25 protein-coding genes are annotated in these 24571 nt (G+C 66.3%); 12 read left to right on the forward strand and 13 right to left on the reverse strand.

The features are described 5' to 3' along the window. Positions 1-5: 5 nt before the first annotated feature. Genes dnaQ through RNZ50_21700 form a run of 4 tightly spaced genes read right to left on the reverse strand, consistent with a single transcriptional unit; the run spans position 6 to position 2717 of the window. The gene (dnaQ, locus tag RNZ50_21685; protein ID MDT8857605.1) at positions 6-701 is read right to left on the reverse strand and encodes a DNA polymerase III subunit epsilon; all 696 of its coding nucleotides are present in this window, start codon (positions 699-701) and stop codon (positions 6-8) included. Continuing rightward, positions 701-1285 (reverse strand): dephospho-CoA kinase, encoded by a 585-nt coding sequence (coaE, locus tag RNZ50_21690; GenBank protein ID MDT8857606.1) that lies wholly within the window; start codon positions 1283-1285, stop codon positions 701-703. The genes dnaQ and coaE overlap by 1 nt, the downstream gene beginning before the upstream one ends. Next, positions 1282-2121, reverse strand: a complete 840-nt coding sequence (locus tag RNZ50_21695; GenBank protein ID MDT8857607.1) for a shikimate dehydrogenase — start codon at positions 2119-2121, stop codon at positions 1282-1284. Before RNZ50_21695 ends, coaE begins: the two co-directional genes overlap by 4 nt. Next, complete coding sequence (locus RNZ50_21700; GenBank protein ID MDT8857608.1) at positions 2118-2717, reverse strand: Maf family protein; 600 nt, start codon at positions 2715-2717, stop codon at positions 2118-2120. Before RNZ50_21700 ends, RNZ50_21695 begins: the two co-directional genes overlap by 4 nt. A 424-nt stretch (positions 2718-3141) precedes the next feature. Between RNZ50_21700 and hemJ the strand changes: the two genes are divergently transcribed. The 7 genes from hemJ to RNZ50_21735 all read left to right on the forward strand — a co-directional run bounded on the left by hemJ (position 3142) and on the right by RNZ50_21735 (position 10598). Continuing rightward, entirely contained in the window at positions 3142-3594 is a 453-nt protein-coding gene (gene hemJ / locus RNZ50_21705) for a protoporphyrinogen oxidase HemJ (protein MDT8857609.1), read from the forward strand. Positions 3595-3766: 172 nt separating this feature from the next. Beyond that, positions 3767-5053 carry a transcription termination factor Rho gene (gene rho / locus RNZ50_21710; GenBank protein ID MDT8857610.1) on the forward strand — a complete coding sequence of 429 codons (1287 nt, stop codon included), beginning with the start codon at positions 3767-3769 and terminating at the stop codon, positions 5051-5053. 27 nt (positions 5054-5080) lie between these two features. Beyond that, positions 5081-6361, forward strand: a complete 1281-nt coding sequence (gene mnmE, locus RNZ50_21715; protein ID MDT8857611.1) for a tRNA uridine-5-carboxymethylaminomethyl(34) synthesis GTPase MnmE — start codon at positions 5081-5083, stop codon at positions 6359-6361. Positions 6362-6372: 11 nt separating this feature from the next. Then, positions 6373-8238, forward strand: a complete 1866-nt coding sequence (gene mnmG / locus RNZ50_21720; protein ID MDT8857612.1) for a tRNA uridine-5-carboxymethylaminomethyl(34) synthesis enzyme MnmG — start codon at positions 6373-6375, stop codon at positions 8236-8238. Continuing rightward, entirely contained in the window at positions 8235-8861 is a 627-nt protein-coding gene (gene rsmG / locus RNZ50_21725; protein ID MDT8857613.1) for a 16S rRNA (guanine(527)-N(7))-methyltransferase RsmG, read from the forward strand. The genes mnmG and rsmG overlap by 4 nt, the downstream gene beginning before the upstream one ends. After that, positions 8854-9681, forward strand: a complete 828-nt coding sequence (locus RNZ50_21730) for a ParA family protein (protein ID MDT8857614.1) — start codon at positions 8854-8856, stop codon at positions 9679-9681. The genes rsmG and RNZ50_21730 overlap by 8 nt, the downstream gene beginning before the upstream one ends. Continuing rightward, complete coding sequence (locus RNZ50_21735) at positions 9681-10598, forward strand: ParB/RepB/Spo0J family partition protein (GenBank protein ID MDT8857615.1); 918 nt, start codon at positions 9681-9683, stop codon at positions 10596-10598. The genes RNZ50_21730 and RNZ50_21735 overlap by 1 nt, the downstream gene beginning before the upstream one ends. Here the strand turns inward: RNZ50_21735 and RNZ50_21740 are convergent. Genes RNZ50_21740 through rph form a run of 5 tightly spaced genes read right to left on the reverse strand, consistent with a single transcriptional unit; the run spans position 10573 to position 13788 of the window. Next, entirely contained in the window at positions 10573-10926 is a 354-nt protein-coding gene (locus tag RNZ50_21740; GenBank protein ID MDT8857616.1) for a YbaN family protein, read from the reverse strand. The genes RNZ50_21735 and RNZ50_21740 overlap by 26 nt on opposite strands. Before the next feature lie 4 nt (positions 10927-10930). Next, a complete protein-coding gene (gene hemW, locus RNZ50_21745; protein MDT8857617.1) occupies positions 10931-12088 on the reverse strand; it encodes a radical SAM family heme chaperone HemW in 1158 nt (385 codons plus the stop codon). 7 nt (positions 12089-12095) lie between these two features. Beyond that, positions 12096-12470, reverse strand: a complete 375-nt coding sequence (locus tag RNZ50_21750) for a RidA family protein (GenBank protein MDT8857618.1) — start codon at positions 12468-12470, stop codon at positions 12096-12098. Beyond that, complete coding sequence (gene rdgB, locus RNZ50_21755) at positions 12467-13078, reverse strand: RdgB/HAM1 family non-canonical purine NTP pyrophosphatase (GenBank protein MDT8857619.1); 612 nt, start codon at positions 13076-13078, stop codon at positions 12467-12469. The genes RNZ50_21750 and rdgB overlap by 4 nt, the downstream gene beginning before the upstream one ends. Then, positions 13075-13788, reverse strand: a complete 714-nt coding sequence (gene rph, locus RNZ50_21760; GenBank protein MDT8857620.1) for a ribonuclease PH — start codon at positions 13786-13788, stop codon at positions 13075-13077. Before rph ends, rdgB begins: the two co-directional genes overlap by 4 nt. A 118-nt stretch (positions 13789-13906) precedes the next feature. Here rph and hrcA point away from each other — a divergent pair, with 118 nt between their 5' ends. Together hrcA and RNZ50_21770 are read left to right on the forward strand one after the other, a co-directional pair. After that, entirely contained in the window at positions 13907-14977 is a 1071-nt protein-coding gene (hrcA, locus tag RNZ50_21765; GenBank protein ID MDT8857621.1) for a heat-inducible transcriptional repressor HrcA, read from the forward strand. Positions 14978-15004: 27 nt separating this feature from the next. Continuing rightward, a complete protein-coding gene (locus RNZ50_21770) occupies positions 15005-15538 on the forward strand; it encodes a nucleotide exchange factor GrpE (protein MDT8857622.1) in 534 nt (177 codons plus the stop codon). 73 nt (positions 15539-15611) lie between these two features. On the opposite strand, the gene mutS is transcribed toward RNZ50_21770, so the two are convergent. Beyond that, positions 15612-18230, reverse strand: a complete 2619-nt coding sequence (mutS, locus tag RNZ50_21775) for a DNA mismatch repair protein MutS (GenBank protein MDT8857623.1) — start codon at positions 18228-18230, stop codon at positions 15612-15614. Between the two features lie 153 nt (positions 18231-18383). Here mutS and RNZ50_21780 point away from each other — a divergent pair, with 153 nt between their 5' ends. Next, the gene (locus RNZ50_21780; protein ID MDT8857624.1) at positions 18384-20639 is read left to right on the forward strand and encodes an NADP-dependent malic enzyme; all 2256 of its coding nucleotides are present in this window, start codon (positions 18384-18386) and stop codon (positions 20637-20639) included. A 137-nt stretch (positions 20640-20776) separates the two neighbouring features. On the opposite strand, the gene RNZ50_21785 is transcribed toward RNZ50_21780, so the two are convergent. The 3 genes from RNZ50_21785 to msrA form a co-directional block, all read right to left on the reverse strand. Beyond that, positions 20777-21124, reverse strand: a complete 348-nt coding sequence (locus RNZ50_21785; GenBank protein MDT8857625.1) for a hypothetical protein — start codon at positions 21122-21124, stop codon at positions 20777-20779. Then, positions 21121-22023 (reverse strand): hypothetical protein, encoded by a 903-nt coding sequence (locus RNZ50_21790; GenBank protein MDT8857626.1) that lies wholly within the window; start codon positions 22021-22023, stop codon positions 21121-21123. Before RNZ50_21790 ends, RNZ50_21785 begins: the two co-directional genes overlap by 4 nt. A 99-nt stretch (positions 22024-22122) precedes the next feature. Beyond that, on the reverse strand, positions 22123-22746 hold the full coding sequence (msrA, locus tag RNZ50_21795; protein MDT8857627.1) for a peptide-methionine (S)-S-oxide reductase MsrA: 624 nt from the start codon (positions 22744-22746) through the stop codon (positions 22123-22125). A 136-nt stretch (positions 22747-22882) separates the two neighbouring features. On the opposite strand from msrA, the gene RNZ50_21800 reads away from it, so the two are divergent. Together RNZ50_21800 and RNZ50_21805 are read left to right on the forward strand one after the other, a co-directional pair. Then, on the forward strand, positions 22883-23782 hold the full coding sequence (locus RNZ50_21800; GenBank protein ID MDT8857628.1) for a D-amino acid aminotransferase: 900 nt from the start codon (positions 22883-22885) through the stop codon (positions 23780-23782). 20 nt (positions 23783-23802) lie between these two features. After that, the gene (locus tag RNZ50_21805; GenBank protein MDT8857629.1) at positions 23803-24507 is read left to right on the forward strand and encodes an HAD family hydrolase; all 705 of its coding nucleotides are present in this window, start codon (positions 23803-23805) and stop codon (positions 24505-24507) included. The last annotated feature ends 64 nt before the right edge of the window (positions 24508-24571 follow it).

The raw sequence follows: 24571 nt of genomic DNA on the forward strand, positions 1-24571 counted from the left end.
GGCCGTCAAACCCGCCTGTTCCAGATCGCGCCGTCGCCCAGCTTTGCCACGAAAGCGGCATGGGCGGCTGCTTCCTCTGCCGTTAGCAGCGGCGGCAGGGGTGTCGGCCGGGGCCGCGCCCGCCAGTCGCCGTTCTGGTCGGTGCTGCCCTGAACGACCCGCGGGGCGGCTGCCAGCACCAGATCGGGCTGCCGCCCGCCGATCAGCTCCAGATACACTTCCGCCAGGATCTCGCTGTCCAGCAGCGCGCCGTGTTTCTCGCGCCCCGAATTGTCCACCCCGAAGCGGCGGCACAGCGCGTCGAGGGACGCGGGCGAACCGGGAAACTTCTTGCGCGCCATCAGCACGGTATCCAGCGCCCGCTCGAACGGCAGCGGCGGCAGCCGCGCCGCTGTCAGCTCGGCGTTGAGGAACTTCATGTCGAAGGCGGCATTGTGGATCACCAGCGTCGCGTCGCCGATGAACTCCAGGAACGCCGCGGCGATGCTGCGGAACAGCGGCTTGTCGCGCAGGAAATCGTCGCCCAGACCGTGAATCTCGAACGCCTCTTTCGGCATCATCCGTTCGGGATTGAGGTATTGATGGTAGGTGCGCCCGGTCGGCATGTGGTTGAACAGTTCCACCGCACCGATCTCGACGATGCGGTGGCCTTCGGCGGGTTCAAAGCCGGTGGTTTCGGTATCCAGCACGATCTCGCGCATCACTTGGCCTTTCGGATGTAGTCGATCAGGGCATTCACGCCTTCACGCGCGGCCTCAATGCCCAGGGTCTCGATGATATGGGTGGCGCGGGCGCGCTTTTCGGCGTCGGGCATCTGGCGGGCGAGGATGGTCTGAAACTGCGCCTCGGTCATGCCGGGGCGGGCCATGACGCGGGCACGTTGCAGCGCGGGCGGTGCCGTGACCAGAAGGGTCGCGTCCATCTCGGCTTCGGTGCCGCGCTCGAACAGCAGGGGTATGTCGAGCACCACGATGTCGGCGGCTGCCCCGGCCAGAAAGGTGTCGCGGTCGGCGGCGACCAGCGGGTGAACCACCGCCTCCAGCCGCGCCAGCGCGGTGGTGTCGCTGGCGATCCAGCGCTTGAGGATGCCCCGGTCGATGCCGCCTGCGAACACCGCATCGGGGCAAAGGGCACCCACCGCGCTCACCGCGCTGCCCCCGGGCGCGTAAAGCCGGTGAACGGCGGCATCCGCATCCCAGACCGGCAGGCCCGCTTCGGCAAAGAACTCCGCCGTGGTCGATTTGCCCATGCCGATCGAGCCGGTCAGGCCAAGTCGAAACGTCATGCCCCGATCACCGCGGCGCGGGTGGCATCGTCAACCTCCGGGCGGCGGCCGAACCAGCGTTCGAAGCCCGGCGCGGCCTGATGCAGCAACATGCCGAGGCCATCAACGACGGTGCAGCCGATGTCTTCGGCCTCTATCAGGAAGGCGGTCTTCAGCGGGGTATAGACCAGATCGGTGACCAGCGTGCGCGGGTGCAGCGCATCCAGCGGCACCCGGAGGTCAGGCTTGCCAACCATCCCGAGCGAGGTGGTGTTGACCACGGTCGCCACCCCGTCGAGCATGTTGCCGGCCTGCACCCAGTCGTGAACCACCACCTTTGCGCCGAAATCGGACCGCAGAGCCTCGGCCCGCGGGCGCGTGCGGTTGGCAAGCCGGATCTCGGGCACGCCAACCTCGATCAGCGCGGCAATGACCGCCCGTGCCGCCCCGCCGGCCCCGAACACCGCCGCCGGCCCCGCCTGCGGCTGCCAGTTCGGCGCGTTCTGGCGCAGGTTGGCGATGAAGCCCGACCCGTCGGTGTTGTCGGCGTGGATGCGGCCATCCTTGCGGAAGATCAGCGTGTTGGCCGCCCCGATCAGCGCCGCGCGGTCGGTGACGATGTCGGCCAGGCCAAGGATCGTCTCCTTGTGCGGAATCGTCACGTTCAGCCCGACAAAGCCCAGCTTGGGCAGGGTTTGCAGAGCCTCCTTGAGATCGGCCTGCGCGATATCCATGGGGATGTAGTGACCCTTGATACCGTATCGGCGCAGCCAGTAGCCGTGCAGCGCGGGCGAGCGGGAATGGGCGATCGGGTGGCCGATGACGCCGGCCAGCGGGATGCGGGGATGGTCGGTCATGTTGCGATGAAACCTCTTTGCCCAAGGTAGCCGAGAAGTGGCAGCAGCGGCAGCCCCAGAACGGTGAAATAGTCGCCCTCGACCCGCGAGAACAGCTGCACCCCTTCCTCCTCCAGCTTGTAGCCGCCGACGGCGTGGCGCAGGCTGTCCCAGTTCCGGGCAAGGTAGCCGTCGAGCCAGGCATCAGAGAAAGGCCGCATGGTCAGCCGCGCCTCGCCGGTCGTGCGCCAGACCGGGCGGCCGTCTTCGAACAGCACGGCGGCCGACAACAGGCGGTGGGTCTTGCCGCGAAGGGCGAGTAGCTGGGTGCGGGCGGCGGCCGGGCTGTCGGGCTTGGCCCAGACCCGGCCCGCGAAGTCGAGCACCTGATCGAAGCCGAGAACGAGGCTGTCGGGCGTACGGTCGGCGATCTTGCGGGCCTTCAACTCGGCCAGCGTGTCGGAGATTTCGGCGGGAGTGGCGGATTCGGCTTCCAGCGCCGCGCGGACCGTTTCTTCGTCGATGCGGGCCGGGAGAGCCTCGACGGCAAGCCCCGCCGCCCGCAGCAGCGACAGCCGGGTGGGGGAGGCGGAGGCGAGAATCAGGCGCTTTTGCATGACGGATTTCGGGGGGTGAAAGCTGTGGACAAGCTGGTTTTGTTCCTGACGGCCGTTTGGGGGCAAAGCGGGCCTCGGGGCCTTGGTGGGCGCAGAGGGGCCGGCTTGTCAAGCGGCCGGGCCGGTTGTCCAGAGGGGGACAGGCGAACCGGCGGGGGTGGGGAGAAAGGCCTCGTCCACAGGCAGGCGGGGCGGGCGGGCACGGGCGTTTCACGCGTGAAATGAGGTTCAGGCCATTGTTTTATAATTATTTTCTCTGTGAAATTAACCTTTTATTCACGGTTCTCCACGACTTGTCCACCGAAGCGGATCTGGGGATAACCCGGGGGGTGGATGCGACAATCCTGTTATCCCCAGCCCCTACTGCATCATTCCTTTTCTTATAATTCTTATTTAAGAGAAGGGGCGCAGTCTCGGAGGCAATATGATCGGCGAATTTCTGGCAGGGGCCTACCTCTGGGTGAAGGCATTTCATGTGATCTCGGTTCTGGCCTGGATGGCGGGGCTGTTCTACCTGCCGAGGCTGTTCGTCTACCACGTCGAGCAGGTGGAAAAGGGCAGCGCCACGGACGCGATGTTTCAGGTGATGGAACGGCGTCTGCTGAAGGCGATCATGAATCCCGCGATGATCTCGACCTGGGTGTTCGGCCTGATGCTGGTGCTTACGCCGGGCATCGTGGACTGGAGCATGGTCTGGCCCTGGGCCAAGGCGGGCTCGGTGCTGGCGATGACGGCGTTTCACATGTGGCTGGGGGCCCGGCGCAAGGCGTTCGTGGCCGGAGAAAACCGCCTGAACGGCCGGCGCTACCGGATGATGAACGAGGTGCCGACGCTTCTGATGCTGGTGATCGTGCTTTCGGTGATCGTGAAGTTCTGAGAGCGGGCTATCCGGGCGGGGTCTGGCGTGGACGGCGTGTCGCGCTTTGCAAGATTGACTTTTCGCCGCGCGGGCCTTACCACGGCGGGTGCAGGGCCGTTCGGTCCATGCGCCTCCCATTCATGACCGTTGCCGCCGCCCGCCGGGTGCCGTGCCGAGGATGCCTGTTTACATGACCCCCGTTGCCACAACCGTTGAACGTCTGAACCTTGCCGAACTGAAAGCCAAGACGCCTGCCGACCTGCTGGCGATGGCCGAAGAATGGGAAATCGAGAACGCCCCTTCGATGCGCAAGGGCGAGATGATGTTCTCGATCCTCAAGGAACATGCCGAAGAGGGTTGGGAAATCGGCGGCGATGGCGTGCTGGAAGTGTTGCAGGACGGTTTCGGCTTTCTGCGCAGCCCGTCGGCCAACTATCTGCCGGGGCCGGATGACATTTATGTTTCGCCCGACATTCTGCGCCAGTTCAGCCTGCGCACCGGCGACACCATCGAGGGCGTGATGCAGGCGCCGCGCGATACCGAGAAATACTTCTGCATCACCAAGGTGACGCGGATCAACTTCGACGACCCGGAAAAGGCGCGCCACAAGGTGCATTTCGACAACCTGACGCCGCTTTACCCCGACGAGCGGCTGAAGATGGAGGTTGAAGACCCGACGGTGAAAGACCGCTCGGCCCGGATCATCGACCTGGTGTCGCCGATCGGCAAGGGCCAGCGCGGGCTGATCGTGGCGCCGCCGCGCACCGGCAAAACGGTGCTGTTGCAGAACATCGCCCATTCGATCGCGACCAACCACCCGGAATGCTATCTGATCGTGCTGCTGATCGACGAGCGGCCGGAAGAAGTGACCGACATGCAGCGGTCGGTCAAGGGCGAGGTGGTGTCTTCGACGTTCGACGAGCCGGCGACGCGGCATGTCGCGGTGGCGGAAATGGTGATCGAGAAAGCCAAGCGGCTGGTCGAGCACAAGCGCGACGTGGTGATCCTGCTGGACAGCATCACGCGGCTGGGGCGGGCGTTCAACACGGTGGTGCCAAGCTCGGGCAAGGTGCTGACCGGCGGCGTGGACGCCAATGCGCTGCAGCGGCCGAAGCGGTTCTTCGGTGCGGCGCGGAACATCGAGGAAGGCGGCAGCCTGACCATCATTGCCACGGCGCTGATCGACACCGGCAGCCGGATGGACGAGGTGATCTTCGAGGAGTTCAAGGGCACCGGCAACAGTGAGATCGTGCTGGACCGCAAGGTGGCCGACAAGCGCGTGTTCCCGGCGATGGACATCCTGAAATCGGGCACCCGCAAGGAAGAACTTCTGGTCGAGAAAACCGATCTGTCCAAGACCTATGTGCTGCGCCGGATTTTGAACCCGATGGGCACGACGGATGCGATCGAGTTCCTGATTTCCAAGCTGCGGCAGACCAAGAGCAATGCGGAATTCTTCGATTCGATGAACAGCTAAGCGTTCTGAATCAACGGGTTAAGCTTTATGGACACGATTTATGCCCTGGCCAGCGCGCGCGGTCGGGCCGGGGTGGCCGTTGTGCGGCTTTCCGGCCCGCAGGCGCATGTGGCGGTGGCGGCGCTGACCGGGCCGCTGCCCGCGCTGCGGGTCGCCGTCTTGCGCCGTCTTGTCTGGGGTGGGGTGGCGCTGGATCAGGGGTTGGTGCTGCTGTTTGGCGCAGGCGCCAGCTTTACCGGCGAGGCGGTGGCGGAACTGCACCTGCATGGCAGCACGGCGACGGTGAGCGCGGTGCTGCGCGCGCTGTCGGAGCAGCCCGGCTTGCGGCTGGCCGAGGCGGGCGAATTCACCCGGAGGGCGCTGGAGAACGGCTGTCTGGACCTGGCGCAGGTGGAGGGGTTGGCCGACCTGATCGACGCCGAGACCGAGGCGCAGCGGCGGCAAGCCCTGCGGGTGCTGTCGGGCGCCGTGGGGCGGCAGGCCGAACGCTGGCGGGTCGATCTGATCCGGGCGGCGGCGTTGCTGGAAGCGACGATCGACTTTGCCGACGAGGATGTGCCGGTGGATGTGACGCCGGAGGTTCTGGTGCTGATCGACGGGTTGCTGGCGGGGTTGCGGGCCGAGGCGGAAGGTGCGCGGGTGGCCGAACGGATCAGGGATGGGTTCGAGGTGGCAATTCTGGGCGCGCCGAATGCCGGGAAATCGACGCTGCTGAATGCGCTGGCCGGGCGGGAGGCGGCGCTGACCTCGGAAATTGCCGGGACAACCCGGGATGTGATCGAGGTGCGGATGGATCTGGGCGGGCTGGCGGTCACGCTGCTGGACACGGCGGGGTTGCGCGAAACCGGCGATGTGCTGGAAGGCATGGGGATCGAACGGGCACGGGCCCGGGCCGTCGGGGCGGACTTGCGGGTGTTCCTGATGGACGGTTCGGAGCTGCCGGGGGTTGCGCCACAGGCGGGCGATATTGTTGTGCGGGGCAAGGCCGACCTGCATCCGGGCCCGGGGATGCGGGTTTCCGGCGTGACCGGCGAGGGGTTGAGTGATCTGGTGGCGGAAATCGCCGCCGTATTGCAGCAGAAATCCGCCTCGGCCGGGGTTCTGACGCGGGAACGGCATCGCCTGGCCATCATGGCGGCGATCAGGGCTATGGAATCGGCGCGGGCTGAGGTAGGGAACGAGGGACGCGCCGAGCTTGCGGCGGAAGAACTGCGGCGGGCGATCCGTGCGCTGGATTGCCTGGTGGGCCGGGTGGATGTGGAAAACCTGCTGGACGAGATCTTTGCCAGCTTCTGCATCGGAAAATGAGGATGTTTCACGTGAAACATTTCGACGTGGTGGTGATTGGTGGGGGACATGCTGGCGCGGAAGCGGCGGCTGCTTCGGCACGGCTGGGAGCCCGAACGGCGTTGGTGACGCTGAGTGTGGCCGGGATCGGCGTGATGTCGTGCAATCCGGCGATCGGCGGCCTGGGCAAGGGCCATCTGGTGCGCGAGATTGATGCGCTGGATGGCGTGATGGCGCGTGCGGCCGATCAGGCGGGGATCCAGTTTCGGCTGCTGAACCGGCGCAAGGGTCCGGCGGTGCAGGGGCCGCGGGCCCAGACGGATCGCAGGCTGTATCGCGAGGCGGTGCAGCGGGATCTGGCGGCGCAACCGAACCTGATCCTTGTCGAGGGGGAGGTGGTCGATCTGGCGCAGGATGGTGGCCGTATCGCAGGGGTCACGCTGGCCGACGGCACGGTGTTGCATGCCCGGGCAGTTGTTCTCACGTCGGGCACCTTTCTGAACGGGGTGATTCACATCGGTGACAGGCGCCAGCCAGGCGGGCGGATGGGTGACAGACCTTCCGTCCGGCTGGCGGACCGCTTGGCTGGGCTTGGGCTGGCGCGGGGTCGGCTGAAAACTGGCACGCCGCCGCGTCTGGACGGAACCACGATCGATTGGTCAGTGCTGGACATGCAGCCCGGCGACGAAAATCCGGTGGTGTTTTCCTTTCTTGACAGCGGGCCGCTTGTGCGCCAGATCGCCTGCGGCATAACCCATACCAACAGCCGCACGCATGATATCGTGCGCCGAAACCTTTCCCGCTCGGCCATGTATGGCGGCCACATCGACGGAGTTGGGCCGCGGTATTGCCCCTCGATCGAGGACAAGGTGGTGCGGTTTGCCGACAAGCAGGAACATCAGGTCTTCCTGGAGCCCGAGGGCCTGGACGATACCACAGTCTACCCGAACGGCATCTCAAGTTCGCTTCCGGCCGACGTGCAGGAAGACTATGTGCATTCGATGTTGGGCCTTGAAAATGTTCGCATCCTTCAGCCCGGCTATGCAATCGAGTATGATTACTTCGACCCCCGCGGTCTGGCGCCGACCCTGGAGCTGAAGTCCGTGCCGGGTCTCTACCTGGCCGGGCAGATCAACGGCACCACCGGCTACGAAGAAGCCGCGGCGCAGGGTATGGTCGCGGGGCTCAATGCGGCGCTGGCGGTCCGGGACGAAGCACCTGCGCTGTTCAGCCGGTCGGAAAGCTACATCGGCGTGATGATCGACGATCTTCTGACCCGGGGTGTAACAGAGCCCTACCGCATGTTCACCTCGCGCGCCGAGTTCCGGTTGAGTCTGCGCGCCGACAATGCCGACCAGAGGCTGACGCCCGTGGGCTTGCGCCTCGGCTGTGTCGGAGAGGCGCGTCGGAGGGCATTCGGGGCCAAGCAGGAGGCCCTGGTTCGCGGCCGGGCGGCGCTGGAGGCGGTGCAGTTGACGCCGACGCAGGTCGAAGCGGCGGGCATTCGCGTCAGCCAGGACGGCGTTCGACGTTCGGCCTTCGCATTGTTGTCCTTTGCAGACAGCGATCGGGCCGTGATCGCCAGGTTGTGTCCGGATTATGCGGCGCAAACGCCCGACCTTCAGGAGCAGCTCTGGCGCGATGCGCTTTACGCGCCGTATATTGATCGTCAATCCGAAGATGCACAGTCGCTGAAGCGCGACGAACACGTTGTCATTCCACCGGATTTCGACTTCGCAGCCTTGTCTGGGCTTTCCGGCGAACTGACCGCCAAGCTCCTGCGCGCGCGCCCGGCCAATCTGGCGCAGGCGGGCCGAATCGAAGGGATGACGCCGGCCGCCTTGACGCTGATTCTGGCGCGGTTGCGGCGGTCGCAGAAGGATCGGGCGCAAGGATGACCGTTCACGCTGCCGAGTCCCTGGCCGCCTTGAATGTTTCACGTGAAACAATCCTGCGGCTGGAGAAGCTGGTCACCCTGATGCGCAAGTGGAACCCGGCGATCAATCTGGTGTCGAAATCCACGCTGGAGGACGCCTGGACCCGCCATGTTCTCGATTCGGCGCAGATCTATGCCCTTGCAGACCAACCGGTGCAGCATTGGGGCGATCTGGGCAGCGGCGGCGGGTTTCCAGGGCTGGTGGTTGCCTGCATCGCGTCTGAGCTTCACCCGGGAATGCGGATGACGCTGGTCGAGGCCGACCAGCGCAAGGCCACATTCCTGCGGGAAGCCAGCCGGACACTCGGCATCGCCCCGGACATCCGGGCCGAACGGGTCGAATCGCTGGCGCCGCTGCGGGCAGACGTGATTTCAGCGCGCGCCCTCGCACCGCTGGAAAAGCTGTGTGCGCTGACATTGCCACATCTGGCCCCGGGGGGCGCCGCGCTGTTCCTGAAAGGTGCCAGCCATGCCGCCGAGGTTGAGGCCGCCCGCAAGACATGGCACTTTGATCTGGAAAACTGGTCCAGCGCAACGGACCCCAAGGCCGTGATCCTGAAAGTGAAAGGGCTCGCCCATGTCTGACCCGCTTCGCCCCAGGCAACCGCGCATAATCGCGGTTGCCAACCAGAAAGGCGGCGTGGGCAAGACCACGACGGCGATCAATCTCGCGGCCGGCCTGTCGGAACTTGGCGCGCGCGTCTTGCTGGTCGATCTGGACCCGCAGGGAAACGCCTCCACCGGCCTTGGCATCGACCCGGCGCACCGCAAGGTGACGACATACGACCTGCTGATCGACGATGCGCCGCTGACAGACGTCATCCTGCCGACCCGCACCGGTGCCGTGTTCATCTGCCCGGCCAATGCCGACCTTTCTTCGGCGGATATGGAGCTTGTCGCCAACGAAAAGCGCAGTTTCCTGCTGCATGATGCGCTGCGCCAGCCTGCAATGGATGGCTGGGGGTTCGATTACATCCTGATCGATTGCCCGCCGTCGCTCAGCCTATTGACAATCAACGCAATGGTGGCTTGCGATTCGGTGCTGGTGCCGCTGCAAAGCGAGTTCTTCGCGCTGGAGGGGCTGTCGCAGCTGATGCTGACGATCCGCGAGGTGCGTCAGACGGCCAACGCCGCGCTGCGAATCGAGGGCGTGCTGCTGACAATGTATGACGGGCGCAACAACCTGTCGCAGCAGGTGGAAAACGACGCGCGGCAAAACCTGGGGGATCTTGTGTTCAAGACGGTGATTCCGCGGAATGTGCGTGTCAGCGAGGCGCCTTCGTTCGCGATGCCGGTGTTGAGCTACGATCCGGCGTCGAAGGGCAGCGAGGCCTATCGCGCCCTCGCCGCGGAAATCGTTTCCCGGCACGGCATTGCCGCCAAACACGAGGAGATTGCATCGTGATCGAGAAGAAAGCCGAACGGCGGGGCCTGGGGCGGGGATTGTCGGCGCTGATGGCGGATATCAACGTCGATCTCGTGCCGCAGGGCTCGAACCTCGCGCAGCCCGCGGCTCGGCGGCCCGATCTGCTGGTTCCGGTGGAAAAGCTCGTGCCGAACCCGATGCAGCCCCGCCGCGACTTTCCGGCCGATGCGCTGGAGGATCTGGCAGCCTCGATCCGCCAGAAAGGTGTGATTCAGCCGCTGATCGTGCGCCCGATTCCGGGCGGCGACCGGTTCGAAATCGTCGCGGGCGAACGGCGCTGGCGGGCGGCGCAACTGGCGCAGTTGCACGAACTGCCCGTTCTGGTGCGCGATTTCGACGATACCGAGGTGCTGGAAGTCGCGATCATCGAGAACATCCAGCGCGCCGACCTGAACCCGATCGAAGAAGCGATGGGGTTCCGGCAGTTGATGGACCGATTCGGCCACACCCAGGAAAAGCTGGCCGAAGCCCTGTCCCGCAGCCGCCCCCATATCGCCAACCTCTTGCGATTGCTCAATCTTCCTGAGGATGTGCAGGCCTATCTGCGCGATGGCAAACTGACGGCCGGGCACGCGCGGGCGCTGATCACCACGCCGAACGCGTCCGATCTGGCCCGGCAGGTGATTGCCCGCGGCCTGTCGGTGCGCGAGACGGAACGACTGGCCAGGGGCCCCGCGCCGACCAAAGCCGCGCAGCGACCGCGGGGCCGCCCGGAGAAGGACGCCGACACGCGGGCGCTGGAGGCCGATCTGGCGAACAACCTCGGCATGTCGGTCAAGATCGACCATGAACCGGGCGGCGAGGCGGGCCTGTTGACCATCCGATACAACACGCTCGACGATCTGGACCTGCTGTGCCGCGTGCTGTCGGTCATGCCGAGGGACGGCTCCATATGAACAGCGCCACCGCGCAGAGCACCAGCGCCTGAACCAGCAGGATCAGCGGCCGCACCCCCAGTGCCATCGACAGGCCGAACGCAGCCAGCATCGACAGGCTGGCCAGCACCTTCGCCCGCCGCCCGATCGCGCCCGCCCGGTTCCAGTCGGCAATCGGCGGGCCGAGGACCGGATGACCCACCAGCCAGTCGTGCAGACGCGCCGATGACCGGGCAAAGCAGAATGCGGCCAGCAGCAGGAACGGCACCGTCGGCAGCAGCGGCAGTGCGAGCCCCGCCAGCGCCAGCATCAGGGCAAGCAGACCGCAGGTTTTCCAAAGCCAGCGCATCGCCTCAGCCCGCAGCCAGTGCGGCAATCACCGAGTTCAGCACGATCCGCCCCCGCCCGGTCGCCCAAAGCCTCGATCCCGCTGTCTCTACCATGCCGATTCCCTGCAACCCATTGATCTTGCTTGCATCAATTGTCACGCCGCCGATTCGTGCATGGCGGTCGAGGTCGATCCCCTCGCGCAGACGCAGCGCCATCATCAGGTATTCCAGCGCCTGATCCGGCGCCGCCACCTCTGTTCGCGGCCCTTCGCCGGCTGTTCCAGCCTCCACCCGGGTCAACCAGTCGCCCGGCGCACGCGGGGCCTCGGTGGCAAGGCGCCGGCCATCCAGCGTCAGCCGACCATGGGCCCCCGGGCCGATGCCGATATAGTCGCCCGCCCGCCAATAGGTCAGGTTGTGCCGCGACTCCGCCCCCGGCCGCGCGTGATTCGACACCTCATAGGCCGGAAGCCCGGCGGCCTCGGTCATCTCATGCGTCAGGTCGTAGAAATCGGCCGCCAGATCATCGTCGGGCAGACCGCGCAGCCCACCCCGGGCGAAACGGTCACCGAAGGCCGTGCCGTCCTCGATGGTCAACTGGTAAATCGACAGATGGTCGGCGGCCATCGCCAACCCCTCGCGCAGTTCGGCCTCCCACGCGGCCAGCGTCTGGTCCTGCCGGGCATAGATCAGGTCGAAGCTGACCCGGTCGAACAGATTGCGGGCAATGTCGAATGCCGCACGCGCCTCGGCGACGCTGTGCAACCGCCCGAGGCGGGCAAGATCTGCATCATCAAGTGATTGAATACCCATGGAAATCCGGTTTATCCCGGCATCGCGGTAGCCCCGGAAGCGCCCGGCTTCCACCGACCCCGGGTTTGCCTCCAGCGTGATTTCGGGGTCGTTAGCCATCGGCCAGGTGGCGCGCACCCGCTCCAGCACCGCCGCAACCAGCGCCGGCTCCATGAGCGAGGGCGTTCCGCCGCCGAAAAACACCGAACCCAGCATGCGGCCCTGCGTTTCCGCGCCGATCCGGTCGATTTCGGCCAGATAGGCGGCCTGCCAGCGGCGCTGGTCGATGCGGGCCGCGACATGGCTGTTGAAGTCGCAGTAGGGGCATTTCGACTGGCAGAACGGCCAATGCAGGTAAAGCCCGAAGCCGCCGTTGCGCCAGTCGTCCATCAGCATCCTATCCCTTGAAGGCGGTGACCTCGATCTCGATCAGCATCTCGGGCCGGATCAGGCCGGCGATCACCATGGTAGCGGCGGGGCGCACCTCGCCAAGCTCCGCCCCCAGCACCGGCACGACAGCATCGACAAGGCCCGCATCGGTCAGGGTGTATTGCACCCGCACGATGTCCGCCATCTCGAAGTCGGCCCCGGCCAGAACGCCCCGGATGGTGGCAAAGCAGTTTTCCGCCTGCGCCGCCACGCCTTCGGGCATCGCCATGGTGGCGTAGTCGTAGCCGGTGACGCCCGAGACGAAGCACCAGCCGCCCTTCACCACGGCGCGGCTGTAGCCCATCGTCGCCTCGAACGGCGATCCGGTCGAGATCCGTTTCATGTGAAACACCCCTGCACCAGTTTGCGGAACGCATCGGCCCGGTGGCTGATCTGGTTCTTCTGCCAGCGGTCCATCTCGCCGAAAGTTACAGAAAACCCGTCGGGCTGGAAGATCGGGTCATAGCCATGCCCCTGATTGCCGCGCATCGGCCAGACGACCTGGCCGGGCATCACGCCCTCGAACACCTCGTCATGGCCATCGGGCCAGGCCAGCACCAGCGTGCAGCGGAACTGCGCGCGGCGGGGGTAGGGGGCGTTCGCTGCCTCCAGCTTTTCCCATGTCCGGGTCATCGCCAGCACGAAGTCGCGCCCGGCCGGGGTTTCGGCCCAGTCGGCGGTGTAGACGCCCGGCGCGCCGTCGAGCGCGTCGATCGAAATGCCGGAATCATCGGCCAGCGCGGGCAGGCCGGTGGCTTTCGCCGCCGCATGGGCCTTGATGCGGGCGTTGCCGATGAAGGTCGTCTCGGTTTCCTCCGGCTCGGGCAGGCCCAGTTCGCCCGCCGATGTCACGGCGATGCCGAAGGGTTCCAGCAGCTTTGCCATCTCTTCCAGCTTGCCCCGGTTGTGGGTGGCCACCAGCAGCCGGTCGCCCGCAAAGCGCCGCATCAGGCGGTCGCCGCTTTCTGCGCCGCCACCAGCGCCTCTGCCCCGGCTTCCGACAGGTCGAGCAGTTCGCCCATCTCGGCACGCGAGAAGGTGGCGCCCTCGGCAGACATCTGCACCTCGATCAGGCGGCCGCGCCCGGTCAGGATGAAATTGCCGTCGGTGCCGGCGGTGGAATCCTCGGCATAATCAAGGTCCAGCACCGATTGCCCGGCATAGATGCCGCAGGATACCGCGGCGACATGGTCGATGATCGGGTCGGAGACGATCGCCCCGGTTTTCATCAGTTTGTTGACCGCGATGCGCAGGGCGACCCAGCCGCCGGTGATCGAGGCGCAGCGGGTGCCGCCATCGGCCTGCAGCACGTCGCAGTCGATCACGATCTGGCGTTCGCCCAGGGCGGAGCGGTCCACCCCGGCGCGCAGGGCCCGGCCGATCAGGCGCTGAATCTCCTGCGTGCGGCCCGACTGCTTGCCCGAGGCCGCCTCGCGCCGGTTGCGCGAATGGGTGGCGCGCGGCAACATGCCGTATTCGGCGGTGACCCAGCCGAGGCCGGTATTCTTCAGGAACGGCGGCGCCTTGTCCTCGATGGTGGCCGAGCACAGCACGTGGGTTTCGCCCATCTTGATCAGGCAGGAACCCTCGGCGTGTTTCATCACGCCCGTCTCCATTGTAATCGGGCGCATTTCACTTAGTTTTCTACCAGAGGGGCGCATCGCTTGATCCTTGTCATGGGTTGCCGTCAGATACCCATCCCGGCCCGGTTGATGCAACCCACATTGACGACGGCGGGGCGCGGTCTTTAGTATCCGGCGCCCGTTGGAAAGCAGAGTGATGTCGCAACCCTCCAAGCTTCTGTCCGAAATGAACGACCGCTCGCGCGAGGTCTTCCGCCGCGTGGTCGAAGGCTATCTGGCGTCGGGCGATCCGGTGGGGTCGCGCACCCTGACACGGTCGATGTCAGAGCCGATCAGCGCCGCCACCATCCGCAACGTGATGCAGGATCTGGAGTATCTCGGGCTGCTGGACAGCCCGCACACCTCGGCCGGGCGGGTGCCGACCCAGGCCGGGCTGCGGCTGTTCGTCGACGGCCTGCTGGAGGTCGGCACCCTGGCCGACGAGGACCGCGAGAAGATCGACGCCACCATGGGCTCGAACGAGCGCGACGTGGCGACGCTGCTCGACAAGGTGGGGCAGGCGCTTTCGGGCATCACCAAGGGGGCGAGCCTGGTTCTGGCGCCCAAGCACGAGGCGCCGATCAAGCATATCGAGTTCGTCAGCCTCGGCCCCGACCGCGCGCTGGTGGTGCTGGTGTTTGCCGATGGTCATGTGGAAAACCGGGTATTCAGCCCGCCGCCCGGCCAGACGCCGTCCTCGATGCGCGAGGCGGCGAATTTTCTCAACGCACTGGCCGAGGGCAAGACCCTTTCGGAGTTGCGCCTGACGATGGGCGGCGAAATCCTCCGGCGGCGGCGCGAGATCGATTCGCTGGCGCGGGCGCTGGTGGAGAGCGGATTGGCATTGTGGGAGAATGCGGGCGAGCCTTCGGAGCGGCTGATCGTGCGCGGCCGGGCCAATCTGCTCGATGGCGGCACCGAAGCGCAGGACGTGGAACGAATCCGCCGCCTGTTCGACGATCTGGAACGCACGCGCGACATTGCGGAATTTCTGGAACTGACCGAGGAAGGCGACGGGGTGCGCATATTTATCGGGTCGGAGAACAAGTTGTTCTCACTTTCGGGTTCCTCTCTGGTGGTGTCTCCCTATATGAACGCGGATCGGAAGATCATCGGTGCGGTGGGGGTCATTGGCCCGACGCGGTTGAACTATGGCCGCATCGTCCCGATCGTCGACTATACCGCGCAGCTTGTCGGTCGGCTGGTGTCCGGGCGCAGTGCGAAATGACCAAGGTTTGAAGTGAGGAATGACCACATGACCCAGGATCAGGCTGAACCGCGTGATATCGGGATCGACGGGATCGAGGATTACATCGCCGCCGAGGAACTCGACGCCCTGCGGGCCGAGCGCGACGAGCTGCGCGACCGCTTCATGCGGGCGCTGGCCGATGCCGAGAACGCCCGCAAGCGCGGCGAACGCGACCGGCGCGAGGCCGAGCAGTATGGCGGCTCGAAGCTTCTGCGCGACATGCTGCCGGTCTATGACAACCTGACGCGGGCGCTGGCGGTGTCGAGCGATGAGCAGCGCACCGCGGCCGGCGCGCTGATCGAAGGGGTCGAACTGACGCTCCGCGAATTGCGGCAAGTGCTTGCCAAGCACGGCGTAACGACGGTCGCGCCGCAGATCGGCGATGCCTTCGACCCGCAGCAGCATCAGGCGATGTTCGAGGCACCGCTGCCGGGCACCAAGGCCGGGCAGATCATCCAGGTGATGACCGAGGGCTTCGTGCTGCACGACCGCCTGCTGCGCCCGGCGCAGGTGGGTGTTTCGTCCAATACCCAGGGGTAGGATGGCGGACAGGCCGGGGGGCTGTCTGCCCCCCTACCCCCGAGGATACTTGGGCAAGGTGAATGACGCATGGTCACGGTTTGCGGGTCGCGATGGCGCGCAACTCGTAAAGCAGTGACAAAGCCTGCATCGGCGTCAGTTCGTCTGGGTGGATCTCGGTCAGGCGGCGCTCCAGGTCGGGGGTGACGGCGGGCTGCGGGGCCGGGGGCGGGGCGGCGCGGAACAGGGGCAGGTCGTCGATCAGGGTCTGCCTGCGGCTGCCGCCCTGCCGGTCGCCGGCTTCCAGGGCTTCCAGCACCACCTTGGCGCGGTCGATCACCGAGGCGGGCAGGCCCGCGAGGCGGGCGACCTGCACGCCGTAGCTGCGGTCGGCGGCGCCCCTGCGGACCTCGTGCAGGAAGATCACGTCGCCGTGCCATTCCTTGACGGTGACGGTCGCGTTCTCGACGCCGGTCAGCTTGGCGGAAAGCGCGGTCATCTCGTGGTAATGGGTGGCGAACAGGGCGCGGCAGCGGATGGCGTCGTGCAGGTGTTCCAGTGTCGCCCATGCGATGGAGAGGCCGTCGTAGGTGGCGGTGCCGCGACCGATCTCGTCGAGGATCACCAGCGCGCGGTCGTCGGCCTGGTTGAGAATGGCGGCGGTTTCGACCATTTCCACCATGAAGGTCGAGCGGCCGCGCGCGAGGTCGTCCGAGGCGCCGACCCGGCTGAAAAGCTGGCTGACAAGGCCGATGTGGGCTGCCGTGGCGGGGACGAAGCTGCCGGTCTGGGCCAGCAGCGCGATCAGGGCGTTCTGGCGCAGGAAGGTGGATTTGCCTGCCATGTTCGGGCCGGTCAGCAGCCAGATGGCGGGGGCGTCGCGGGGGGTCAGGGCGCAGTCGTTCGCGACGAATTGCGTGCCGGATTTCTGCAGGGCGCGTTCGACCACCGGGTGGCGGCCGCCTTCGACCACGAAGGCGCGGCTGTCGTCGATGCGGGGTTCGACCCAGTTTTCGGCGGCGGCAAGGTCGGCAAAGGCCGCGGCAAGATCGGCCTCGGCCAGCGCGCGGGCGGCAGTGCCGATGGGGCCTGCGCGGTCGAGGATTGCGTCACGAAGCGCTGTGTAGTGACGTTTTTCCAGCGCGAGCGCGTGGTTGGCGGCGTTGAGAATCCGGGTTTCCATTTCGGACAATGGCAGGGTGGTGAAGCGCACCTGACCTGCCGTGGTCTGGCGGTGGATGAAGGTTACCGACAAGGGCGGCGCCAGCATCCGTTCGGCATGGGTGGCGGTGGTTTCGATGAAGTAGCCCAGCACGTTGTTGTGCTTGATCTTCAGGCCGGGGATTCCGGTCTGCGCGGCATAATCGGCCTGCATCGCGGCGATCACCGCGCGGCCCTCGTCGCGCAACTGGCGGGTTTCGTCGAGGCCTGAGTCATAGGCTTCGGCGATGAAGCCGCCGTCGCGGGCCAGCAGCGGCGGTTCGGCGACCAGCGCGCGGTCGAGAAGGTCGATCAGCGCCGCATGGCCCTGCATCGCGCTGGCGGCATTGCGCAGCAGCGGCGGGGCGTCGGCGGGCAGGCGGGCGGCGATGGCCTCGGCTTGTGTCAACCCGGCGCGGATTGCCGCGAGATCGCGCGGGCCGCCCCGGTCGAGTGCCAGCCGCGACAGGGCGCGGTCGATGTCGGGCACGCGGCGCAGGTCGGCGCGCAGGTCTTCGCGCAGGCGGCTGTGGTCGAGCAGGAAGCGCAGGGTTTGCAGGCGGGCCGCGATCACGGTCAGGTCGCGCGACGGGCTGGACAGGCGGCGTTCCAGCAGGCGGGCGCCGGCGGCGGTGGTGGTGCGGTCGATCGCCGCCAGCAGCGAGCCGTCGCGGCCGCCGCTGAGCGCGGCGGTGATTTCAAGATTGCGGCGGGTGGCGGCGTCGATCTGCATCGTGCCGCCGGGCGTTTCGCGTTGGGGCGGGCGCAGCAGGGGCAGCTTGCCGCGCTGCGTCAGGTCGAGATAATCGACCAGCGCGCCCATCGCGGCGGCCTCGGCACGGGTGAAGCTGCCGAAGGCGTCCAGCGAGGCCACGCCGAACAGCGCGCGCAGCCGGGTTTCGGCGTTGGTGGAATCGAAGCTGGTGCGGGCAAGGGCGGTCGGCGCGCCGCCGGCCTCGGCAATCAGCGGGGCCAGGTCGGCCTCGCGCCCGTCGGCCACCAGCACCTCGCGTGGGGAAAGGCGGGCAAGCTCGGGGCCAAGGCGCGGCAGCGGGCAGGGCATCACGCGAAACTCGCCGGTGGAAATGTCGGCCCAGGCCAGCGCCGCCTCGTCGCGCACCTCGGCGAAGGCGGCGAGGAAGTTGTGGCGGCGCGCCTCCAGCAGGCTGTCCTCGGTCAGGGTGCCGGGGGTGACAAGGCGCACCACCTCGCGCCGCACCACCGACTTGGAGCCGCGCTTCTTCGCCTCGGCCGGGTCTTCCATCTGCTCGGCGATGGCGACGCGAAAGCCCTTGCGGATCAGCGTCAGCAGGTAGCCTTCGGCGGCGACGGCCGGGACGCCGCACATCACGATGTCCTTTCCCTGATGGCGGCCGCGCCTGGTCAGCGCGATGTCCAGCGCCTCGGCGGCCAGCGTGGCGTCGTCGAAGAACATTTCGTAGAAATCGCCCATGCGGTAGAACAGGATCGCGGCGGGGTGATGCGCCTTGATCTCCAGATACTGGGCCATCATCGGTGTCGCGCTGTCTTCGGTCGTCACACTGGCCCCCCAATTCCGGCCCGCCGACCCTACAAAACCGTCACAGGGGGGAAAAGCGGCAAATCCGTTGTGAGGCGTGGCGCGGGGGGATAAGAGGCAGGGGCTTGCATGAAGGATGGCCCCCTGATGACGAAGTCGAAGATCACCCCGGAAGAGGCGCTTGCCTACCACCTGGAACCGAAGCCCGGCAAATACGAGATCGTGGCGACGACGCCGATGGCGACGCAGCGCGACCTGAGCCTGGCCTACAGCCCCGGCGTGGCCGTTCCGGTGCAGGCGATCTTCGAGATGCCGGAAACCGCGTATGACTACACGGTCAAGGGCAACATGGTGGCGGTGATCACCAACGGCACCGCCATTCTGGGCATGGGCAACCTCGGCGCGCTGGCCGCCAAGCCGGTGATGGAGGGCAAGGCGGTGCTGTTCAAGCGCTTTGCCGACGTGAATGCCATCGACATCGAGCTGGACACCGAAGACCCCGAGGAAATCATCAAGGCGGTCAGTCTGATGGGGCCGACCTTCGGCGGCATCAACCTCGAGGACATCAAGGCGCCCGAGTGTTTCATCATCGAGCAGCGGCTGAAGGAAATCATGGACATTCCGGTGTTCCACGACGACCAGCACGGCACCGCGGTGATCTGCGTGGCGGGGCTGATCAACGCGCTGGAAATCACCGGCAAGAAGATCGGTGACGTGCGGATCGTGCTGAACGGGGCCGGGGCGGCGGGGATCGCCTGTCTGGAGCTGATGAAGGCGATGGGCGCCAAGCACGACAACTGCATCATGTGCGATACCAAAGGCGTCATTTATCAGGGCCGCACCGAGGGCATGAACCAGTGGAAGTCGGCCCATGCCGCGCGCACCGACCTGCGCACGCTGGAGGAGGCGATGGCGGGGGCCGACGTGTTCCTCGGTGTTTCGGCCAAGGGGGCGGTGACGCAGGCGATGGTGAAAAGCATGGCCGAGAACCCGGTGATCTTCGCCATGGCGAACCCCGACCCCGAAATAACCCCCGAAGAGGCCCATGCCGTGCGCCCCGACGCCATCGTGGCGACCGGGCGCAGCGATTACCCCAACCAGGTGAACAACGTCCTCGGCTTTCCCTACCTGTTCCGTGGCGCGCTGGACATCCACGCCCGCGCGATCAACGACGAGATGAAGATTGCCTGTGCCAAGGCGCTGGCGGCGCTCGCGCGCGAGGATGTGCCCGACGAGGTCGCCATGGCCTACGGGCGCAAGCTGTCGTTCGGGCGCGACTACATCATCCCGACGCCGTTCGACCCGCGGCTGATCTATGTCGTCCCGCCGGCCGTGGCCAAGGCCGGGATGGATACCGGCGTGGCGCGCCGCCCGATCATCGACCTGCAAGGCTATGAGCTTGGCCTGAAGTCGCGGATGGATCCGACGGCCAGCATCCTGCAGGGCATCCACGCCCGCGCCAAGGCCGCGCAGGCGCGGATGATCTTTGCCGAGGGCGACGACCCGCGCATCCTGCGCGCGGCGGTCGCCTATCAGCGGGCCGGGCTTGGCCGGGCGCTGGTGGTGGGGCGCGAGGCCGATGTGCGCGAAAAGCTGGAGGCGGCGGGGCTGCACGATGCCTTCCGCGAGCTGGAGGTGGTGAACGCCGCCAACACCCGGCATCTGGATACCTACAAGGAGTTCCTGTATCACCGCCTGCAGCGCGGCGGGTTCGACGGTCACGACATCCACCGGCTGGCGGCGCGCGACCGGCATGTGTTCTCGGCGCTGATGCTGGCGCATGGCCACGGCGACGGGCTGGTGACCGGGGCCACGCGCAAGTCTTCGCATGTGCTTCAACTGATCAACCACGTCTTCGATGCCAGGGCAGAGGACGGGGCGGTGGGTGTCACGGCGCTGCTGCACAAGGGCCGGATCGTGCTGATTGCCGACACGCTGGTGCAGGAATGGCCGGAACCCGAGGATCTGGCCAACATCGCGGTCAAGTCGGCGGGGGTGGCGCGCAATCTGGGGCTGGAGCCGCGGGTGGCGTTCGTGTCGTTCTCGACCTTCGGCTATCCGGTGTCGGAGCGCGCGACCAAGATGCACAAGGCGGCAAAGGTGCTGGACCGCATGAAGGTCGATTTCGAGTATGAGGGCGAGATGACGGTGGATGTCGCGCTGAACCCGGCGGTGATGTCGCAGTATCCGTTCTGCCGCCTGACGGGGCCCGCCAACATCCTGGTGGTGCCGGCCCGGCATTCTGCCTCGATCTCGGTCAAGCTGTTGCAGGAAATGGCCGGGGCGACGGTGATCGGGCCGATCCTGACCGGGGTCAAGAAACCGATCCAGATCTGTTCCAGCAACTCGACCGTCAACGACATCCTGAACATGGCAGTGATGGCCGCCTGCAAGGTGGGGTGAGGCGCGCCCGGAAAACGGTCCGGTGGACCGTTTTCAGCGCCGAACTCACGGCCTGCAAGGCCGGGCCGGGGCAGCGCGCCCGAGAGCCGCGGCCGCGAGACTCATGCAGCACTACGCCGGCCCGCTGCGGGTCGGCGCTATTTCTCGACCTTGTTCGCGATCGAAACCTTGCCGTCCTCGGCAATGGCGATTTCGTAGGTGACGTGGTGGACCCCTTCTTCCTGCGAGATCGAGGCGGTGAAGGAGGTCGTCGAATCCTGCTTGATCGCCGAGATCCCGCCGCCGCCGGTCAAGGGAAAGGTGGCCTTCAGATCGTCGAGGATAAGCTCGAAAATGCAGGCCGAGCGGTGAAGGGCGTCCATCTGACATTCCTTTGAAAGTGGCGGTGTGGCGGTTTCGGCCAGCGCGGGCAGACCGCAAAGCAGGGCCAGCGTGGCAGCGACCATCATCGCCCCGGAGCGGCGCGGGTTGCCGGAACGGGTCATGCCGGTCGCACCGGGCGGGTGGTGATCAGGGTGCCGGCCTTCGCCTCCTCGGGGGTGCGCGGGTAATGCCGCTTGTCCTTGGCGGGCCAGGTGGCAAACACGGTCACGGGCGCGAGCAGCATCAGGTGGAACGGCAGATAGAGGCTCTTGGCCGGCTTCTTCAGCAGCAGCACCTCTTCCACCGCGAAAGACCGGATCACGGTGCGCCACGGCTCGGCATGTTCAAGCCTGCGTGTCATGCCCGACCCCATCACCGAGTTCTTGTCGTCATCCGCCACGCCATAGCACGCACTGGCATTGGTGTTGCCCGTGGTCGGGCAATGCGCCTTGCCTTCGTCGACATGGCCAAGGCCGAGCAGGTGCCCGAACTCGTGGACATGGGCGCGCTGCATGATCGGATTGCCGGCAGTGTCGGTGCCCTTCGAGACGCTTTTTGTGTCAAGACTGTCATACAGCGTGGAATGGGATCCGAACCACGTCTCGGTGGAGTCAAGTCGAACCACGTCGATCTTGTGGTGATTCCCCGCCGCCGCTCCATCGTGGGCGGTCACCTTCACCTTGCAGAAGATGTTTGGGACATAGGTCTGGGTGCCGACGGTCTGCAGGAACGACCCGGCATCGTTGATCAGCCAGAACCTGCCGTTCCAGAAGGCTTGGGCCGATGCGACGAAATTTGCCTTCCACGTCGCCCACTCTCCGGCGGTCCATTTCACGATTTTTCGTGTAGGTTTCGTGACCTTGCCGTAATCGTGATAGGTTCCTGACGCGGCCCCTGCGGCCGGGTTGATCTGGGTGAACCCCAGTTTCATCGTCAGGGTAAGGTCGGCGTTGTTGTAGGCATCGCAGACATCGGTGTTCAGTTCGGCATCGAATCTCGGGAACTTGATTGTCTTTTTCATCATGGACCCCATGGAAAAAAATCGCGGTATAAAAAACACCTCTATTACACCACGGGGCAGGGGTTCCGGCAAGTCTGTTGCCGGAACCGGGACAATCGTTCAGCGCCCGGCAAAGGGAGCCTCGGCCCCCCAGAGCTTGCGCACCCTGGCGTCGCGGCCGCAGGAGTCGCGGTAGAACTTGTAGGCGCTGGCCTGGGTTTTCGGCCCGGCGCGGGTGAGGACGATGTTCTGGCCCTTGTAATAATCCTGATGGTAGGCCTCGGCCTTCCAGAAGGTGCCGGCGTTCAGCACCGGGGTCACGATCTTTGCGCCAAGCGCCTTGGCGGCCTCGGCCCGGGCCGCGTCGGCCGTGGCCTTCTGGGCGGCGCTGGTGGCGAAGATCGCGGTGCGGTAGCTGTCGCCCCGGTCGCAGAACTGCCCGCCCGCGTCGGTCGGGTCGACCGAGCGGAAGAACAGACGCAGCACCTCGGCATAGCTGATGCGGCCCGGGTCGAAGGTGATCTCGACCGCCTCGTAATGGCCGGTGCCGCCTGCGGTGACCTGCTTGTAGGTCGGGTTTTCGGCGGCGCCGCCGGTGTAGCCCGAGACGACATTCGTCACGCCGGGGACGGTTTCGAAATCGGCCTCGATGCACCAGAAGCAGCCACCGGCCAGAATGGCCTTTTCGGCATGGGCGGCGGCGGCGCTCAGGGTGAAGATCAGGGCTAGGGCAAGGTGTTTCATGGCGGTCCTCCTGTGCGCGATCCTGCGGGGGGCGGGGCGCGGCCGCAACTCACCCGCGCGTGTGTCACGCAAGGGTGATGCCCCTTGGCGCGGCGCGGTGCCCGGTCTAGCCTGCCGCAAAAATCAGGGGGACCACATGACCGACCACATCACCACGCATCAGGCCGAGGAGGATGCGCGCAACGAAGCTATCCTGATCTTCGTCAACGGCAGGATCGTGCCGAAGGCGCAGGCGGTGGTGTCGGTCTATGACGCGGGCTTCATGCTGGGCGATGGCGTGTGGGAGGGCATCCGGCTTTATGACGGGCGCTGGGCGTTCCTTGACGAGCATGTGGAACGGCTGTTCGAGGCGGCGAAGGCGATCGATCTGGATATCGGCCTGACGCCCGAGGGGGTGGTTTCGGCGCTGCTGGAAACCCAGATCGCCAACGGCATGGTGACCGATGCCCATGCAAGGCTGATGGTGACGCGCGGGGTGAAGAGTCGGCCGTTCCAGCACCCGGCGCTGTCGCGGCAGGGGCCGACGGTGGCGATCATCATGGAGCATTCGCGCCCGAAGATCCCGCGCCCGATAAGGCTGGCGACGGTGCCGCATCTGCGCGGCCTGCCGATGACGCAGGACCCCAAGCTGAACAGCCATTCCAAGCTGAACTGCATCCTGGCCTGCATTGCCGCCGAAAAGGCCGGGGCGGACGAGGCGCTGATGCTGGACGTGCATGGCTTCGTCAACACCACCAACGCCTGCAACTTCTTCATCGTGCGCAAGGGCGCGGTGTGGACCTCGACCGGCGACTACTGCATGAACGGCATCACCCGGGGCAAGGTGATCGAGCTCTGCCGCGCCAACGACATCCCGGTGTTCGAGCGCAACTTCAGCCTGGTGGAGACCTATTCCGCCGACGAGGCCTTCCTGACCGGCACTTTCGGCGCGCAGACCCCGGTGGGGGTGATCGACGGGCGGCAGATCGGGTCGGGGCAGATGGGGCCGGTGACCGAACGGCTGCGCGGGCTTTACAAGGCGCTGGTGTCGGCATGACCGCACGCACGCGCATCGCCATGTGGTCGGGCCCGCGCAACCTGTCGACCGCGATGATGTATGCCTTTGCCGCGCGGGGCGATTGTGCGGTGTGGGACGAGCCGTTCTATGCCGCCTATCTGGAGGCGACCGGCATCGCCCACCCGATGCGCGACGAGATCATCGCCGCCCACGAGCCCGACCCCGACGTGATCGCCGCGACCTGCAAGGGGCCGGTGCCGCAGGGGCAGGGCCTGTTCTACCAGAAGCACATGACGCTGCACATGATCCCGGAATTCGACCGGCGCTGGATGCGGTCTTGCGTCAACGTGTTCCTGATCCGCCATCCGGCGCGGGTGGTGGCGAGCTACGCCAAGAAGCGCGAAGGGGCCGCGCTGGCCGACATCGGATTCGTGCAGCAGGCGGAGCTGTTCGACGAGGTGGGGGGCTGGGCCGGGGCCGCGCCGGTGGTGATCGACTCCGACGACATCCGGGCCGACCCGGAGGGGATGCTGCGCAAGCTCTGCGCGGCGCTGGGGATCACCTTCACGCGGAAGATGCTGCGCTGGCCTGCGGGCGGGAATGAGGCCGATGGCGTCTGGGCGCCGCACTGGTATGGCGCGGTGCATCGCAGCACGGGGTTCGAGGGGGCGGAGGGGCCTTTGCCCGCGCTGGGGGGTGCCTATGCCGATCTGGCGGCCGGGGCGCTGCCGTATTACGAGCGGCTGGCGGGGTTTCGGCTGTAGCGCGATTTTTCTACGAAAAATCGTGCCTCCGGCGGGGGTATTTGGGCCAACGAGAATTGGGGGG

It is taken from the genome of Paracoccaceae bacterium Fryx2, assembly GCA_032334235.1.
In the GTDB taxonomy this organism is placed as follows: domain Bacteria; phylum Pseudomonadota; class Alphaproteobacteria; order Rhodobacterales; family Rhodobacteraceae; genus JAVSGI01.

What these genes read in the sequence shown, in the direction of transcription:
- dnaQ (MDT8857605.1), bottom strand. Translation starts at nt 701, where the DNA reads ATGCGCGAGATCGTGCTGGATACCGAAACCACCGGCTTTGAACCCGCC.
- coaE (MDT8857606.1), bottom strand. Translation starts at nt 1,285, where the DNA reads ATGACGTTTCGACTTGGCCTGACCGGCTCGATCGGCATGGGCAAATCG.
- RNZ50_21695 (MDT8857607.1), bottom strand. Translation starts at nt 2,121, where the DNA reads ATGACCGACCATCCCCGCATCCCGCTGGCCGGCGTCATCGGCCACCCG.
- RNZ50_21700 (MDT8857608.1), bottom strand. Translation starts at nt 2,717, where the DNA reads ATGCAAAAGCGCCTGATTCTCGCCTCCGCCTCCCCCACCCGGCTGTCG.
- hemJ (MDT8857609.1), top strand. Translation starts at nt 3,142, where the DNA reads ATGATCGGCGAATTTCTGGCAGGGGCCTACCTCTGGGTGAAGGCATTT.
- rho (MDT8857610.1), top strand. Translation starts at nt 3,767, where the DNA reads ATGACCCCCGTTGCCACAACCGTTGAACGTCTGAACCTTGCCGAACTG.
- mnmE (MDT8857611.1), top strand. Translation starts at nt 5,081, where the DNA reads ATGGACACGATTTATGCCCTGGCCAGCGCGCGCGGTCGGGCCGGGGTG.
- rsmG (MDT8857613.1), top strand. Translation starts at nt 8,235, where the DNA reads ATGACCGTTCACGCTGCCGAGTCCCTGGCCGCCTTGAATGTTTCACGT.
- RNZ50_21730 (MDT8857614.1), top strand. Translation starts at nt 8,854, where the DNA reads ATGTCTGACCCGCTTCGCCCCAGGCAACCGCGCATAATCGCGGTTGCC.
- RNZ50_21740 (MDT8857616.1), bottom strand. Translation starts at nt 10,926, where the DNA reads ATGCGCTGGCTTTGGAAAACCTGCGGTCTGCTTGCCCTGATGCTGGCG.
- hemW (MDT8857617.1), bottom strand. Translation starts at nt 12,088, where the DNA reads ATGGACGACTGGCGCAACGGCGGCTTCGGGCTTTACCTGCATTGGCCG.
- RNZ50_21750 (MDT8857618.1), bottom strand. Translation starts at nt 12,470, where the DNA reads ATGAAACGGATCTCGACCGGATCGCCGTTCGAGGCGACGATGGGCTAC.
- rph (MDT8857620.1), bottom strand. Translation starts at nt 13,788, where the DNA reads ATGCGCCCCTCTGGTAGAAAACTAAGTGAAATGCGCCCGATTACAATG.
- hrcA (MDT8857621.1), top strand. Translation starts at nt 13,907, where the DNA reads ATGTCGCAACCCTCCAAGCTTCTGTCCGAAATGAACGACCGCTCGCGC.
- RNZ50_21770 (MDT8857622.1), top strand. Translation starts at nt 15,005, where the DNA reads ATGACCCAGGATCAGGCTGAACCGCGTGATATCGGGATCGACGGGATC.
- mutS (MDT8857623.1), bottom strand. Translation starts at nt 18,230, where the DNA reads ATGATGGCCCAGTATCTGGAGATCAAGGCGCATCACCCCGCCGCGATC.
- RNZ50_21780 (MDT8857624.1), top strand. Translation starts at nt 18,384, where the DNA reads ATGACGAAGTCGAAGATCACCCCGGAAGAGGCGCTTGCCTACCACCTG.
- RNZ50_21785 (MDT8857625.1), bottom strand. Translation starts at nt 21,124, where the DNA reads ATGACCCGTTCCGGCAACCCGCGCCGCTCCGGGGCGATGATGGTCGCT.
- RNZ50_21790 (MDT8857626.1), bottom strand. Translation starts at nt 22,023, where the DNA reads ATGAAAAAGACAATCAAGTTCCCGAGATTCGATGCCGAACTGAACACC.
- msrA (MDT8857627.1), bottom strand. Translation starts at nt 22,746, where the DNA reads ATGAAACACCTTGCCCTAGCCCTGATCTTCACCCTGAGCGCCGCCGCC.
- RNZ50_21800 (MDT8857628.1), top strand. Translation starts at nt 22,883, where the DNA reads ATGACCGACCACATCACCACGCATCAGGCCGAGGAGGATGCGCGCAAC.
- RNZ50_21805 (MDT8857629.1), top strand. Translation starts at nt 23,803, where the DNA reads ATGTGGTCGGGCCCGCGCAACCTGTCGACCGCGATGATGTATGCCTTT.